The sequence below is a fragment of the Chryseobacterium sp. MFBS3-17 genome, from assembly GCF_020687745.1.
Lineage (GTDB): Bacteria > Bacteroidota > Bacteroidia > Flavobacteriales > Weeksellaceae > Marnyiella.
In genome coordinates this window covers 173,026-186,891 of record NZ_JAJEWK010000006.1, presented here as the reverse complement: position 1 = coordinate 186,891, position 13,866 = coordinate 173,026, and the positions used below count along the sequence as shown (strand labels likewise).

Below are 13,866 nucleotides of genomic sequence, written 5' to 3'. Positions count from 1 at the left end.
TGGTTCCTTAGCTCAGTTGGTAGAGCAACGGATTGAAAATCCGTGTGTCCCTGGTTCGATTCCTGGAGGAACCACAAAAAGCCCGATTTTTCGGGCTTTTTTGGTTTTTATCACTTTTGTGAGGATGGGTGAATTTCCTATAGCGCCTATAGTACGGTGGGCTGGGATTTGAGCAGAGATGGATAACTCCGTATTGTCTCCACGAGAGAGTCAGGGACATATGACCGTAATCTCTTTACCATTGTCAACACGGCAAATGATCAAATTATCAAATCATTTGAGTACGTTCCACGCAACGGGAACAGCACCAGAAATACGGGTAAAATTTCATTTGACAACTCGATGATTCTGGTCGCTCCAGATGCTGATAATGGGATAACCATTATGGATATGGATGGTGATATCAAATATGAGATGACCGGAATCGGAGATGAACCCTTCTCAACAAGCGACGATGCGTATTGGTTGCCTGATAATAATATTTTGGTTCGCTTTCAAAACAAGCTTCTAAGATCTGCCCCACCTTATAATAACCTGACGTTGGTGAAAGAGATGAATTACGAAAAATGGGGAAATGTAAGGATAAGCAACAATGGACAGAAAATCAGCATGTATATCAATAAACATATCTTTTTGATGGATGCTAATGGAAGTAACCTTGTGCAGGTTACCGATAGTAATGGAGACGAAGCATTCGGTGAATTTTCTCCTGATGATAAATTTTTACTGCTCGGCTCGGATTATTTCCATGCACCGGCATCCGGGAACAGCCATTGGTTCCTGAAGGTTATCCCAGCAGACGGCAAAAAATACAATATGGATTCCGGCCCGGAAGTTCCGTAATACCGACCGGAGAAACATCGATTGTCCGGGCAAATGGGACAACAGTATGGCGACAACAATAGTTTTTTAATTGGACACAGGTTCGACCAAAGCCAACATAGCTGACACCGCATCATGACTGTTCATCGGTTCTGGAGCGATTGCTTCATGTTCAGGATTTGAAGCGGGGCCAAAAGTTCCGGACAATGCAATCACTTGGTTGTCCTGATTATTGATATGGGCAAGCCTAATGTACAGCTCGTACCGCCAATCACCTTTTTCATTATTCCTGTAACGCAGGGCAAATACGTTCTCATAAGGCGCTTTCCCTAATCTTCCATCAGCAACTTCCTCCATATCGGAGAACATTGCCAATATCTCATCCTTTGTATCTTTTCCCATTCCAGTCTGTGCCTTGATGGAACGCCAACCATATACATAATCATTAATGTCTTTTTTAAAATTGACTGTATAATAATAGATATGCGGTATTGCCGGATAATTTCCTTCATTTGTGAAATTACCTTCTCCCTGTATCTCGTATCCCTGCATATGTTCTCCAAGCAAGTTTGCAACTTGATTAGCAGTAACAAGATGTTTCAACCGAACATCCGAACCTGATGTTTCTGTTGGCTCTTTATCGTCATTCGTACTACAAGCACACAGTAGTGTAAGTACCACTAACGAAAATGACAAAACCAATAGCTTGTTAAGTCTGGTAAAGATTGTTGGTATCATAGTATATTTACTGCTTTGAACATTCATAATATTTATCAAAGTTTTACAAGTTCTACTCTTCTGTTTTTGGCTTTGTTTTCCTCCGAATCATTGGCAAGCAAGGGTTTTTCTGCTCCAAATCCTTTAGCGGTCAAACGGGATTTATCTATCCCTGCGGTGATTAAAAATTGCATAACAGCGTTTGCTCTATTGTCGGAAAGTTTTTTATTATGTGCCGCATCACCGGTATTATCGGTATGCCCTTCGATAGCAATTTTTAAAGAAGCGTCCTGTTGCAATGCTTTCGCGATTTGGTCTACTACTTCTTTTCCATCAGGCTTAATGTCGGATTTATCTATGTCAAAATTGATATAAAGAATCGATTTACCTTTCTCGTTTAAGTCTTTTACAATATCGTCTGACGTGATTTTCTTTATGGTTTGCTTAAAAGCTTTTTCCTGTACAATTTGTATGGAAGTACTGCTCCCTCCACCTTTTTCCATAGCAATATAAACATTCCCATCATTTCTTCTGATCACATACATTGCAACTACCTCGTTCCAAACATCCAAGCTACCATTGCTTCCTGCATAGGTGGCAAGTTCCTTATATTTGTCTTTCTGTTCCTTTGTTAAGTTCCCTTCAAAAACCTTTAATCCTCCAGCATTTAAAATCGCATCCTCAAAACTTTTATTTAAATATCTCCCGCTTATTTCAACATCGCTATCCCTGTCTTTGTGAACGTGGGATCTAAAAGTTTTTCCTTCAACTTCATAGATACTGTCAGGCGTAACGAATACGATAAAATCAAAATCCTTTACTTTTGGTTTGTTGATGTATTTAGCACCTTCGGGAGCGGTAAAAAATGGGAAATCTCCAATGGCTTCTGTGGAAATCGGTATAGTATTAATATCAAATTTAGTATCTTTTGAAGTAAGGCTCTCCTCACCACTACTCTCTGTTGTCACATCAATGGTTTCTTGTTTGCTCGTTTGCTTCTCTTCATTTTTATTGTTATTACATGCGAACAATAATTGAGCTACTAAGAATGCTAAAAAAGTCTTTTTCATAATCAATTCAATGTTATAAATATTACCAAGTAGCTAAAATACTAAAAAAAGTCAATGCAAAAACTGCATTAACTTTCTTTAATCGCTTTATTGGTTTCATAATTGCGAAACAAAAGAGCGTTCTAAACCTTTGAATTTATGCGATACCTTTTGCATATCCTTACCAACTTTCTCGTTGAGTATCTTTGCATAAATCTGTGTTGTGGCAATGTTTTTATGCCCTAACATTTTCCTCAAACTCTCCAACGGAACGCCCTCGCTCAAAAACAACGTAGCAAACGTATGTCGTGCCAAATGAAAGGTTACTTTCTTTTCTTTAAGGCAGTCGATTTGTTCGGATATTGCACTTAATCTATCGTTGCAGTAGCTGTTAGACGGAACAGGAAAAACCTTGCCGTCCTTAGATAGTCCTGTATACTTTTCGATAATCATTTTAGGAATATCCAACAGCATTACATTGGATGATGTCGCTGTCTTTTTCCTCCGTACAAGTAATCTCCAAAATGAAAGACATCTATGTAATGATTGATAACTTCTTTTTGTGAAAGATCTATCTGTTCGGTTACACCTTTAGGTATGTTTTCCCAAATGTCACGGAGTTTGTTAATTTTTTCCATTTCACTTAAAGGTATTTAGGTTTTGAAATTGGTGTCAAAAACGTTAACTACATAGCTATATGTAGCTATTTCCTGTAAAAAATAATACATTTAATTTTGTTAAAGCTATTAACATTTAAAAAATTTATCATGAAAACAATTACAAATTTAGGATTGGTAGCTTTGTTACTCTTGTTTGTGGGGCTTTTTACACAAACCTATGCACAATCGCATAACGTAAAAGCCATTGGATGCAAATATTCTACATTTAAAAATACTCCTGTGGGTGGTCGTGTAAATGCTTATGAAGTTTGCAAAGTATGTTCCGAAAAAAAAGACAAAGAAGACAAGGCAAAACGAGCCGAAGATAAAAGACGGGCTGATGCCTTAGTAGCCAAAACCAAAGCCGATAACGAGCGCAAAGCCAAAGAAGCAGCCGAAAAACAAAGACAGCAAAACGAAAAAAACAAACCGGTAAATGCAACATTGGTTACATCATCGACAAAGGAAAATGTAAAAAAGACTTCAATTACATCTAATAGTAATAAGACAACAAAAGAACGGTTGAAAATAATTAAAGGAGACGAAGACTCATATATGTTAGTTGATAAAACAAATGCCACAATTCTTACGGTAACAAATGCATATTTGTCTGATTTTCCTTATTATTTTTCTGGCGATGCTGTACAGCAAGAAGACATGCTTCCTAATGTCTATATGATATCAAATAAATTAAATATTGGCTATCAAGCGAATAGTAATAGTGGTTATCAGAGTATTGATAATTTGATTAATTCAAAAGGAGAAAAATTATTTTTGGAAAGAGATATAATTAGTTTGTCTTATTGTGGAAATAATTACTTCCTTTTAATAGTTCCTGTCAATACTAGTTCTGAAATCAAGAATGGTTATTTTGGAACTAAATACAGAGATAGTTATTATAAATATATAGTCTATGATGCTAAGACTAAAAAGGAATATTCTTCTGAAGAAATATTTAGGCCAAAGACAACAGGATTTTTACCGTATAAAAATAGAATCAGTGAACGTAAAAATCAAACGGAAATAGATAATGTTGGTCAAGAGAATATTTTGGCTATACTTTATTATAAATCAGGATATGATTTATATTTTGATTTACGGGATAAAAAATTCAAAACATTTAACAACTAAATCCATAAAATCATGAAAACAACATTATTTACCATAATATTACTTGTTTTTGCGGGGATGGCTTTTGGGCAGGAGACATTATTAGACGATAAAATGTATCTGGAAAAATCTCTAAGCTATAAAGACGTAGATATAGATCCTAATAAAGTACTAAGAATAGAATCAGAATTATCTGCTTTTTGGAAAGGCGTAAGCTCGTGTGGGGATAAAAAAAGATTAGTTTCCAATACCGATGAAGCTGCCCAAAAGTGGATAAAAGATAAATTGTACGAAAATCGTTATGCCAAATTGGTAAGATTTGGATGGTACTACAAAACTCCCAAAATCACCAATAAACAAGAAGGATTTCCGAACCGAGTGCGTAGCTGTACAGGACTTGTTAAATTTATAGCGTTTATAGAATTTGAAAAATAAGAAATCATGAAAGCAAAAATACTTACCTTATTATTTCTGGCGCTAGCACATTTTGCATTCGCGCAGAAAGAACCGATACCGTATGAGAAATTAGATGATTTTTCAAAAACTATTTCCGCAATATTGGTAAAAATGAATGGTAAAACCGTAAAATTCAACTATGATTTAGGTGTTATCAATATAAACAAAGATGCTTTTCAGGTGTATAGCCATAATAGTTTAGCTTCAGTTGGATATTATCACCAAGATGTACTTTATATATTTGAGGATTTTGATTTGGCTAAAGTTGAATCTTTGATACTAAAAGATGATAGGGTTGTGATTTATTTTATTGACGGTTATGAATCTGTACACAAAAGAATAACTTACGATGAAAATAGCAACGGAGCGGAAAAATTGATATTTGGCTATCCGGTTACATTTTATTTTGAAACCGAAAATGACGGAAAAAAATTGTTGGATGCATTGTATCATCTCATAAATGTTTATAAAGTACACAAAGGATTATTAACAGAAACAGAAACAAGAAGACATTGGGAAGAGTACCAATCCTTAAAACCCTACGACTTTTACAAAAAATATCCGCAATCAGTTTTAGCTTACGAAGGGAAATTGGTGGAAGAGGATTTTCATAGACAGGTGAAGTTTGTTGAATCATTTGGTGAACGGTACGGTGTTACTGTTATGAATACTTTCGATAAACCAAAAAATGAAGAAATTATGGAGACTAAATATGAAATTAATAACAATTACTATGAGTTACCCCTAAAACGAAAAATTGAAAAATCAAATAATTTTGTCTCAAATGTCGTGTATTCTTCGGGGCTGATACTTTATAAATATACAATTCTCATGGATAAAGATTATAATTTGGCAAAACAAAAATATAATGAAATTGCTAAAGAACTCACAGAAAGTCTTGATAATGGATTGATACGTGAGGGAATTAAGGAAAACAACATGGAGTTTTACTTTTATTTGACTACCCCCAATACGCCTTTGTCCATAGAAAAAGCAAACAAGAAAAAAATAGGCAGGATTCGTGTGGAACTTAAAGAGGAAACATACAAAAGAAATAAATGGTACGAAGTGTATGTTCATTTTTATAGCTGTAACGGGTGTTAGATAAAAAAATAGCCCCCGCCCCACTACCCTATGAACTTTTTAGTTCGGTAACAACATAAAGAAATTATTTGTTTTTAACCTTTTCAGCGTTCGGAACACTGAAAGGATTTTAAAGCGACAACGAAACAATATGAGCCTCTTCAATCTATTCAAAAAAACCGAAAGAGAAAAACCACAACCCGAGTTCAAAGTCGGACAAGAATGGCACTACCACACCCGCCCTGGCGAGGAAGAATCTACCATAAAAATTACCAAAATAGAACACTATACGCATGTAGGAAATATTATTCATATTGCTATACTCAATGTGAATATTCAAAATCCTCAGCATCCTAACGGATTAAAAGAAATATTGCATATTCCTATTGCCGAAGCCGCTTTGCGAAACAGCACCACACAACTTAAAGACGATCACTGCGAATTACCCGATTACGAGTTTGGTTTTGTGCATTGGAAAAACTTATACGACGAAGAAAAAGCTGGTTATTTTGATACATCTGTGGACGAAATTGTCAATTATTTAGAAACGGGTTCTTTTGAAAAAGATTAAAAGTAAAAAACATGAAAAATATTTTATTACTATTTGCATTATTATTAGGTTGGAATTCTGCATATGCCCATTCCAAAGAGCCTAATCCGTTGATAACGCCAGAATATTTTTTGGAAATGGCTGCTATCATTAAAACCGAAACCACCTACGAAGAATGGATACTGTTTTATGATATGATGAATTTGGCTAACGGTGCAGAAGCTCGAAATTTTGTAAAAAATACAAATCCTAAAAAATATACCGCTTCGAACCCGAAAGATAAAGTCCAGCTCAGCCAGGAAGATGCTGATTTTTTACAGCAATGGCTGACTAAAAAAGGAAAGGAAATCACTTATTTGCAACAAATTTTACAAGAGATTGCCAATGCGCCTGCGCCAACCCCTACTTCAGTATCGCCACTTTGTATCGACTTAATGAAACCAGAACAAGACGTTTCTGAAATGTCCATAGGCTATAATTACCAAAACACTTTATGGAAATTAGCCGGTGCAAAACCTAGAATTGACCCAACTGAAGTAGGCAGAGTAAAAGTACAACGCTATTGGAATAAGTATAAAAAAGAACTGCGCTGTCCCTCGACAGGAACTCGCGATACCGATGATTTAAGTGTTGCCAAACATGCCATGGATACATCGGGGATTCGTTTTGTACGGGAATTAGCCATTGCTTACAAAGTTGATTTTGATTTTATAGATGAAAAAGATGGATTAACGGTTTTGGATTTTGTGCAAAAAAGAATTTATCAAGCCAATAGACAAGTCCCAAAACCAGAGCCTTTGCTTATAGAATATCAAGCGGTGTATGATGCAATTGTTCGTGCCGGTGGTAAACATTCAGAAAACTGGCTGCAAAAAGCCGAAAGTTATAAATAACAGTAAAAAAGTTTAATCATGAAATGGCTATTAAATATTATTGCAGTTTGTTTGAGTTTATCAGCAACTGCACAACAGTTGGCGGTGTTGGAAACATCAGGCAAAACTAAAACTGTTTTCAGTTGTGAAAACGCAACTTTGTATTTAACCAAAACCGATGAAAACAACAAAGTCCTATGGAAAGAAAATTACGGAAAATGCGATTACACGGTAAAAGAAGCACTGTTTTGGAAAGGTATAGGGGATGATTACATTGTCTACCCACTGAAAGATGGCGTTACAGACCGAATGGTAGAGTTTGATAAAAACACCGGAAAACCAAAAGCTGAATATCTTTTGCCTGAAGCTAAACAACCGACAAAAGATCAGATTGCATATTTATGTAGAACAGCAATATTCTATGAAAAAGACGACTCTGAAAATTCTATCGGTTATACTTATCACAAAGCCTTATGGGAAATGGCGGGAGCGATTCCTTTTGGACTTTGTTCAAGAAAGAATTGAAGACCAAGTATTCATTTCATCGTTAACATGTTTTTTTATTAATTCCTAAAATTAGGGAAAAAATCGAAACAAAACATCAACACTCTTGTCTATATAGAATTAATTGTTATCTTTGAAATAATAATTTTTAAAGCAATTCACAATAAGGATTATTCCGTTGTGAAAACATTCAAGGCGGGGCAACTCGCCTTTTTCTATTCCCAAAATCCACTTCCCCTCACCCGAAAGTCCAAACCCCAACATAGCCCTGATCGCAGCGGCTACCCCGCACAGTTGCCCCACGGTTTCAACCGTGGGGCAGCTGGAGGAGTAATAGCGGAGAGCAGGTGGGCCGGGTGAACGAACGGGAAATGCGCTGTGCTCCTGAAAAAATAAAAAAATTGATTATCTTCGTTGCTTAAATTTTGAATGTAGCATGAAAAATACAGGGTTGATTTTTTGCCTGCTTTTCTCTTTTCTGATGCAAGCTCAGGATGGAATTCAATTTCAGACGAGCGGCTTTCAGGACCTTCTGGCCAACGCGAAAAAAGAAAATAAACTGGTCTTCATAGACGCCATGGCCTCGTGGTGCGGCCCCTGCAAACTGATGGATAAAAATGTGTTTTCCCAGAAATCAGTCGGGAATTATTATAACAGCACCTTTATAAACGGGAAATTTGACATGGAAAAGGGCGAAGGTCGTGAAATCGCTCAGAAATACGGCGTAAACTCCTATCCTACTTATCTTTTTCTGAATGGTGACGGCCAACTGATCTCCCGCAACTACGGCTATCTGGCCGAAAGTACTTTTCTGGAAGTGGGCAAGGAAGCACATGCCGCCCTGGCCAACATCGGCTCCATGCGTGAACGTTTTGACAAAGGCGAGAAAGATCCGGAATTCCTGACCAACATTATAAAACTGTATGCCACTTCTGACTATGATTTTGCTAAAAAAGCATCTGAACGTTATTTTCAGCATAAAAAATCTGCCGAATTCACGAAAGACGAAGTTCACTATCTGCTGTTCTGTGTGAAATCTGTGGATGATCCCAACTATGCCGTGTTTCAGAAAAACCGCCAGGCGCTGAGCCAGCATTTCCCGGAGCAGACTTTTGTAGAGTTTGACAATCATCTGAAACTCCAGAAACTGACCCAAAATGCCATAGACCCACAAACCAAGACGGTGAAAGAAGCTTTTTTCCTGAAAGAAGCCGAAGCGCTGGTAGGGCCTGAAATCGCAAAGCGTACCCTGAACCTGCTGAAACTGAACCACTACGAGCAAACGGATAACTACCCGGCCTACGAAAAAACTGCACTGGAATACTACGCAAGTGGTGAGAACTTTGACCAAAACGAACTGCTGAAAGCCGCATGGGTATTTGCTGATAAAGCTACCGATAAAAAGGCACTGAAAACCGCAGAAATGTGGGCAGAAAAATCTGTGCAGCAAAGGGAAACTTCGGAAAATACCTATATCCTGGCAAAACTGTACCAGCGTTCCGGAAAACTGCCTGAAGCAAGGATATATGCTGAAGCTTCTGCCAACTTGGCCAAAGCTGCCAAAGCCGATGCCATTGCCGCTGAAAAACTTTTAGAGGAACTGAAATAATTTTGAAGAAATTACTGCTGACATCTGCATTTTTATCCCTTTTCCTTTGCGCTGCGCAGGAAAAGGAAACGCCGGATTTCTACCTGAAAGCCAACGCACTCTTTCTTCCCGTAGGAATGCTCAATGCAGGCATTGAATATCAGATTGCACCGCAGTACACGGTACAGGCGGATCTCTTTGTGTCGCCGTGGAAATCATTTCTGGGGCATTATGCGCAAATGTATATGCTGGGGGCAGACGGCCGTTATTATTTTGATGAAGCCTTTAGCAAATGGTATGTAGGTGCCAATGTAACCGCCACCCGGTTCATTATGCAAAAATGGAACTACTGGAACGACATGCCTTATCAGTTCACTGAAAATTCTCCGGTATACAACACCCGCGATTTGTATCAGGACGGATTTTCCTTTCTGGTCGGTGCGGTGGGCGGTTATCAGCATCAAATAAACGAACGTCTGAACCTGGATTTTTACCTGGGCATTGGCTACAATGCATCTTTTTATCAGGGTTTTCATAAATATCTGAACATCCGCTATGATGAAGAAACCACGCGCAAATGGAACCGCAGCGGTGAATGGATTCCGTACCGCGGCGGCCTCATGATCTCTTATAAACTTTTCAAATGAATATAAAAAGCACCAAATATCTGGTGGTGGCTGCCATCACTTTTCTGATTTTATTCCTGATGAATTACATCGGCAACCCGGCGGAAGATAAAATGCAGCGTGCGCTGATGACGGCTGTAGCCGGTGTGATGGGACTCACCATCGGGATGTGGTTTGTGTACCGCAACCGCAAAGATGATACGCATCATGATTTTGATTAATTAATTTCTCTGCAACACCTTCACTTTTCCGTCTGCAGACTTCAGTTTCACCGTCTTCCACCCGTTAACGGGTCGCTGCAAAATCACATCACAAAGAGAAGCCACCTGCAGTTGTTGCCCGTTGATTTCCAATACTTCATCACCTACGGCTGCCTGATTCATCAGATAGCCCCACAGTGAAGAAACCACCGTTTTGCCATCACGATAAATGATGCTGATGTGTTCTTCGGCGGGAAAATCTGGCCGGCCTATCGTGTTTTTCAGATAAATTTTATTTCGCTTAAAGTCAATGATTGGATCCAGCAATCTCAGTACTTCATAACCCAGCTTGGAATCCTGACTTTCAGAAACCCGGATCACATGATTTTCAATGACTGCATTGCCTATTTTTACCGGTACGGTGGTCACCCGCAGCAAATCTGCATTCTGATTCGCCCCGTACAAACCCAGCGCCGAAATCCCGGTTCCTTTTTCTTCTGATCTGATGCCGCCATTGGCTTTCAGCACCTCATAGGCTTTCGGGGTCAGGTCTATCCCTGAAGTAAAACCGGTATCGATAAGGTATGCCACTTCTACCCGCTTGTCTGCATCATAGGTTAGCGTCAGATAAGGATAAACAGCATGCTTTACCGTTTTTTCCATTTTATAATCCGAAAATCCGGCGGTTGAAATCTTTTTCACATCATCTGCAATGATGATCTTCTGCTGTGAATAGTCAATTTTTACAGCGGCATTCCGCACCGCATTACTGCCAATGATTCCATAAATATGCAGACAGTCTTTCATGAAATTATCTTCTGCGGTACTGACCAGAAACGCCTGCTCCGTAAAATGGATATTGCCCAGCCGGAAACTTTGATGATGGACCAGTTTCGCCTCCCGGGAATTGAGATTGGAATCTTCAATACGTGCACGCTGCTCGTTTTTTGCATTTTGCGGCTCTTCAAATAGAACATTCTGCGCACCTGTATCAAAGAGAAACACCCGTTCGGCACCCTCGTATATGACTTTTACCAATGGCAATCCACTGGCAGACTCGAACGGAATTTCTTCATAAAACTGTTTGGGTTCAATATGCCCCACGCTGAATCCGTTCTGGCCGGAAACAACCGTTGAAATCAGAAACAGAATAAAGGCAGCTAAAAATCTCATGATAGTCAGTTTTAACTATTAATGCGGATAGATGACGTATTTTACCCTGATTTTCTCAAAGTCCTGCAGATCCTTTTTCCAGGAATTCCGGATTTCATATTCAGATTTCCCGGCAACAATCTGCTTCCGCAATGCGTCGGTTCCCGCAAGTTTATCAAAAAACAGATTTTTCAGGAAGAAATTCTGCTGTGGATTTTTATAATGGGCATAAGCATTCAGCAAATATCCCAGATCCAATTGGCGCAAATCACCTTTGTGCCGGGATAAGTTTTCGCCGTAGCACAATTTACCGTTCAGGAAAGGATCCTTGGCGCCTGCGGTAGGTTTCGGAGTAAACTGATAAGGCAAATCCCGGGTCCAGGGTGAACCATAAATCTGAAACGGCAAAGCAGTTCCCCGCCCTACCGACACCTGGGTTCCTTCAAAGAAACAAAGGCTCGGATACAGATTGACCGACAAATCATTCGGTAGGTTGGGCGAAGGTCTTTCCAGCATGCCGTAGCGCTTGTTTTTATGGTAATCTTTCATCGGAATTACCGTGTACTGAGCCTGCACCCCGTTCTTCAGCCACTTTTCACCATTGACCATTTTTCCGTATTCACCTATGGTAAGTCCGTATACCACAGGTACTTTATGCATGCCTACAAAAGAAGTAAAGCCGGATTTCAGCACCGGGCCGTCGGTATAGCCATCGTGCGGATTGGGCCTGTCCAGCACCACTACTTCCACATGATTCTCCGCACCTGCTTCCATCACATAGGTGAGTGTGGAAATATAGGTATAGAAACGCACGCCTACATCCTGAATATCAAACAGTACCAGATCCAGCCCCTTCAGCTGTGCTGCCGTAGGTTTTTTATTACTGCCATACAGGGAAACAATGGGAATTCCCGTTTTGGTGTCTACCCCGTTTTTTACATGCTCGCCGGCATCTGCCTCACCACGGAAGCCATGTTCCGGAGCAAAAATGGTTTTGATTTGTATCTTATTCTTCACCAGAAAATCGACAAGATGGGTCCGGTCCTTTAACAAACCGGTCTGATTGGTCACCACCCCTATGGTTTTGCCCTTCAGGAGCGGAAGATACAACTCTGGCTGGTCTGCACCGGTAAGGAAACCTTCGTGTTGATTTTCATGTGCACTGAGTTGGGTTATTCCTAAAAAGATTAGGCAAATAAAAAGTAAATCTTTAATTTTGGCATTTAAATCCATAGGCTTGAAATTTCCAATATATTTTTCTAAAAAAATAGCTTTTTCCAAAGATAACAAAAATAATCTCTCACGGATTATCATCTTCATCGGAAGGCTGTCTGTGGCTCTGGGTGTCATTGTTTCGCTCATTACGGTGTCTGTAGGTTTCGGATCCAAAGAAGCCATTAAACTTCGGATGGCCGATTTCAACGGGCACATTAACATCAAATCCAAAAGATCCAATTCTTCCTATGATTCCTCTGTGCTGGACAAACAGGGTCTAAAGACCAAACAGATCAGTGCACTTCCGGATGTAGCCAAAATCCAGAATTATGCCACGGCAACCGGAATCCTCAGAAATGAGCACGATTTCGCAGGAATCATCTTCAAAGGTGTCGGTAAAGATTTTGACCACGAGCGCTTTGAAAAATTTCTGACCGAAGGGAGCACCCCAAAAATCACCGAAGAGGGTTACAACAGCGGCGTGGTTTTGTCTGAAAAAATTGCCCAGGACCTGCACCTGAAAACCAAAGACAGCATCGTAGCTGTTTTTTCCCGCGGCGAAGACCGGATTATTTACCGGAAATTTGAAGTGTCCGGAATCTATAAAACAGATATCAAAATGATTGATGATCAGTTTATTATAGGAGACATCAACCATGTGCGGCGGATTCTGGATATGGAAAAGGATGCCGTAGGTGGCATTGATGTATTCCTGAAAAATGTAAATGACATTGACAAAGATACCCCCGAAATAGAAGCGCTGGTAGGCATTAAAAATTATGTGGAAAAGGCGACAGACCGCTATCCCCAGATTGTGGACTGGATTAATATTTTTGACAATAATATTGCAGTCATCATCATCATTATGCTCATTGTAGTGGTCATTAACATCATTATGGTGCTGCTGATTCTGATTATTGAGCGAACCAATTCCATCGGATTACTGAAAACGCTGGGAGCACACAACGGGCAAATCCGGGCGATTTTCATCAACTATACCCTGCTGATCATGATTCCGGGACTTGTTCTGGGAAATATCATCGGGCTGGGATTGCTTACGCTGCAACATTTCTTTGGTATCATTACCCTGAATCCTGAAAATTATTACGTAAGTGTAGTACCCGTGGATCTGAATCCGATGATTCCACTCCTGATTTCGGGAGGAATTCTTCTGATTTCTGCATTTGCACTGATATTTCCAAGTTATCTCATCAGCAAAATTTCACCGGTAAAATCGATCAAGTATAACTAATGAGCAGGAAA

The 13,866-nt window shown here is 39.3% G+C and carries 16 protein-coding genes, 1 tRNA gene and 1 pseudogene; 12 read left to right on the top strand and 6 right to left on the bottom strand.

Annotation, left to right across the window (positions count from 1 at the left end; all coding sequences use genetic code 11):
- Position 1 precedes the first annotated feature (1 nt).
- Positions 2 to 74 (top strand) — tRNA-Phe (locus tag LKO26_RS04450).
- 268 nt (positions 75 to 342) lie between these two features.
- Positions 343 to 843, top strand: a complete 501-nt coding sequence (locus tag LKO26_RS04445; protein ID WP_227586640.1) for a TolB family protein — start codon at positions 343 to 345, stop codon at positions 841 to 843.
- Positions 844 to 909: 66 nt separating this feature from the next.
- On the opposite strand, the gene LKO26_RS04440 is transcribed toward LKO26_RS04445, so the two are convergent.
- The 4 genes and pseudogenes from LKO26_RS04440 to LKO26_RS04425 all read right to left on the bottom strand — a co-directional run bounded on the left by LKO26_RS04440 (position 910) and on the right by LKO26_RS04425 (position 3,226).
- Positions 910 to 1,587 (bottom strand): hypothetical protein, encoded by a 678-nt coding sequence (locus LKO26_RS04440; protein ID WP_227586639.1) that lies wholly within the window; start codon positions 1,585 to 1,587, stop codon positions 910 to 912.
- 8 nt (positions 1,588 to 1,595) lie between these two features.
- Positions 1,596 to 2,609, bottom strand: coding sequence for an OmpA family protein (locus LKO26_RS04435; RefSeq protein ID WP_227586638.1), 1,014 nt, complete (start codon positions 2,607 to 2,609; stop codon positions 1,596 to 1,598).
- A 96-nt stretch (positions 2,610 to 2,705) separates the two neighbouring features.
- Positions 2,706 to 3,104, bottom strand: a pseudogene (locus tag LKO26_RS04430) (site-specific integrase); the annotation flags it as partial.
- Positions 3,062 to 3,226 (bottom strand): hypothetical protein, encoded by a 165-nt coding sequence (locus tag LKO26_RS04425; protein WP_227586636.1) that lies wholly within the window; start codon positions 3,224 to 3,226, stop codon positions 3,062 to 3,064. The gene LKO26_RS04425 and the pseudogene LKO26_RS04430, both read right to left, overlap by 43 nt.
- Positions 3,227 to 3,355: 129 nt before the next feature.
- On the opposite strand from LKO26_RS04425, the gene LKO26_RS04420 reads away from it, so the two are divergent.
- The 9 genes from LKO26_RS04420 (at position 3,356) to LKO26_RS04380 (ending at position 10,257) form a co-directional block, all read left to right on the top strand.
- Positions 3,356 to 4,378, top strand: coding sequence for a hypothetical protein (locus tag LKO26_RS04420; protein WP_227586635.1), 1,023 nt, complete (start codon positions 3,356 to 3,358; stop codon positions 4,376 to 4,378).
- 12 nt (positions 4,379 to 4,390) lie between these two features.
- Entirely contained in the window at positions 4,391 to 4,792 is a 402-nt protein-coding gene (locus LKO26_RS04415) for a hypothetical protein (RefSeq protein WP_227586634.1), read from the top strand.
- A 6-nt stretch (positions 4,793 to 4,798) separates the two neighbouring features.
- Positions 4,799 to 5,917: a hypothetical protein gene (locus LKO26_RS04410; protein ID WP_227586633.1), complete on the top strand. Its 1,119-nt coding sequence runs from the start codon at positions 4,799 to 4,801 to the stop codon at positions 5,915 to 5,917.
- A gap of 130 nt (positions 5,918 to 6,047) precedes the next feature.
- The gene (locus tag LKO26_RS04405) at positions 6,048 to 6,467 is read left to right on the top strand and encodes a hypothetical protein (protein WP_227586632.1); all 420 of its coding nucleotides are present in this window, start codon (positions 6,048 to 6,050) and stop codon (positions 6,465 to 6,467) included.
- 11 nt (positions 6,468 to 6,478) lie between these two features.
- Entirely contained in the window at positions 6,479 to 7,339 is an 861-nt protein-coding gene (locus LKO26_RS04400) for a hypothetical protein (RefSeq protein ID WP_227586631.1), read from the top strand.
- 18 nt (positions 7,340 to 7,357) lie between these two features.
- Positions 7,358 to 7,843, top strand: coding sequence for a hypothetical protein (locus tag LKO26_RS04395; protein ID WP_227586630.1), 486 nt, complete (start codon positions 7,358 to 7,360; stop codon positions 7,841 to 7,843).
- 415 nt (positions 7,844 to 8,258) lie between these two features.
- Complete coding sequence (locus LKO26_RS04390) at positions 8,259 to 9,431, top strand: thioredoxin family protein (RefSeq protein WP_227586629.1); 1,173 nt, start codon at positions 8,259 to 8,261, stop codon at positions 9,429 to 9,431.
- Between the two features lie 2 nt (positions 9,432 to 9,433).
- The gene (locus tag LKO26_RS04385) at positions 9,434 to 10,057 is read left to right on the top strand and encodes a DUF3575 domain-containing protein (protein ID WP_227586628.1); all 624 of its coding nucleotides are present in this window, start codon (positions 9,434 to 9,436) and stop codon (positions 10,055 to 10,057) included.
- The gene (locus LKO26_RS04380; RefSeq protein ID WP_227586627.1) at positions 10,054 to 10,257 is read left to right on the top strand and encodes a hypothetical protein; all 204 of its coding nucleotides are present in this window, start codon (positions 10,054 to 10,056) and stop codon (positions 10,255 to 10,257) included. Before LKO26_RS04385 ends, LKO26_RS04380 begins: the two co-directional genes overlap by 4 nt.
- Here LKO26_RS04380 and LKO26_RS04375 read toward each other — a convergent pair whose 3' ends face one another.
- Positions 10,258 to 11,409, bottom strand: a complete 1,152-nt coding sequence (locus LKO26_RS04375; protein ID WP_227586626.1) for a hypothetical protein — start codon at positions 11,407 to 11,409, stop codon at positions 10,258 to 10,260.
- 18 nt (positions 11,410 to 11,427) lie between these two features.
- Positions 11,428 to 12,621, bottom strand: a complete 1,194-nt coding sequence (locus LKO26_RS04370; protein ID WP_227586625.1) for an exo-beta-N-acetylmuramidase NamZ domain-containing protein — start codon at positions 12,619 to 12,621, stop codon at positions 11,428 to 11,430.
- Between the two features lie 4 nt (positions 12,622 to 12,625).
- Here LKO26_RS04370 and LKO26_RS04365 point away from each other — a divergent pair, with 4 nt between their 5' ends.
- Positions 12,626 to 13,855 carry an ABC transporter permease gene (locus LKO26_RS04365; protein ID WP_227586624.1) on the top strand — a complete coding sequence of 410 codons (1,230 nt, stop codon included), beginning with the start codon at positions 12,626 to 12,628 and terminating at the stop codon, positions 13,853 to 13,855.
- Positions 13,856 to 13,866: the final 11 nt, after the last annotated feature.

Bases quoted from the DNA above. Each gene is read 5' to 3' on its own strand.
- LKO26_RS04400 (WP_227586631.1), top strand. From the start codon at position 6,479: ATGAAAAATATTTTATTACTATTTGCATTATTATTAGGTTGGAATTCT.
- LKO26_RS04440 (WP_227586639.1), bottom strand. From the start codon at position 1,587: ATGAATGTTCAAAGCAGTAAATATACTATGATACCAACAATCTTTACC.
- LKO26_RS04420 (WP_227586635.1), top strand. From the start codon at position 3,356: ATGAAAACAATTACAAATTTAGGATTGGTAGCTTTGTTACTCTTGTTT.
- LKO26_RS04425 (WP_227586636.1), bottom strand. From the start codon at position 3,226: ATGGAAAAAATTAACAAACTCCGTGACATTTGGGAAAACATACCTAAA.
- LKO26_RS04405 (WP_227586632.1), top strand. From the start codon at position 6,048: ATGAGCCTCTTCAATCTATTCAAAAAAACCGAAAGAGAAAAACCACAA.
- LKO26_RS04380 (WP_227586627.1), top strand. From the start codon at position 10,054: ATGAATATAAAAAGCACCAAATATCTGGTGGTGGCTGCCATCACTTTT.
- LKO26_RS04390 (WP_227586629.1), top strand. From the start codon at position 8,259: ATGAAAAATACAGGGTTGATTTTTTGCCTGCTTTTCTCTTTTCTGATG.
- LKO26_RS04370 (WP_227586625.1), bottom strand. From the start codon at position 12,621: ATGGATTTAAATGCCAAAATTAAAGATTTACTTTTTATTTGCCTAATC.
- LKO26_RS04395 (WP_227586630.1), top strand. From the start codon at position 7,358: ATGAAATGGCTATTAAATATTATTGCAGTTTGTTTGAGTTTATCAGCA.
- LKO26_RS04445 (WP_227586640.1), top strand. From the start codon at position 343: ATGATTCTGGTCGCTCCAGATGCTGATAATGGGATAACCATTATGGAT.
- LKO26_RS04410 (WP_227586633.1), top strand. From the start codon at position 4,799: ATGAAAGCAAAAATACTTACCTTATTATTTCTGGCGCTAGCACATTTT.
- LKO26_RS04415 (WP_227586634.1), top strand. From the start codon at position 4,391: ATGAAAACAACATTATTTACCATAATATTACTTGTTTTTGCGGGGATG.
- LKO26_RS04435 (WP_227586638.1), bottom strand. From the start codon at position 2,609: ATGAAAAAGACTTTTTTAGCATTCTTAGTAGCTCAATTATTGTTCGCA.
- LKO26_RS04375 (WP_227586626.1), bottom strand. From the start codon at position 11,409: ATGAGATTTTTAGCTGCCTTTATTCTGTTTCTGATTTCAACGGTTGTT.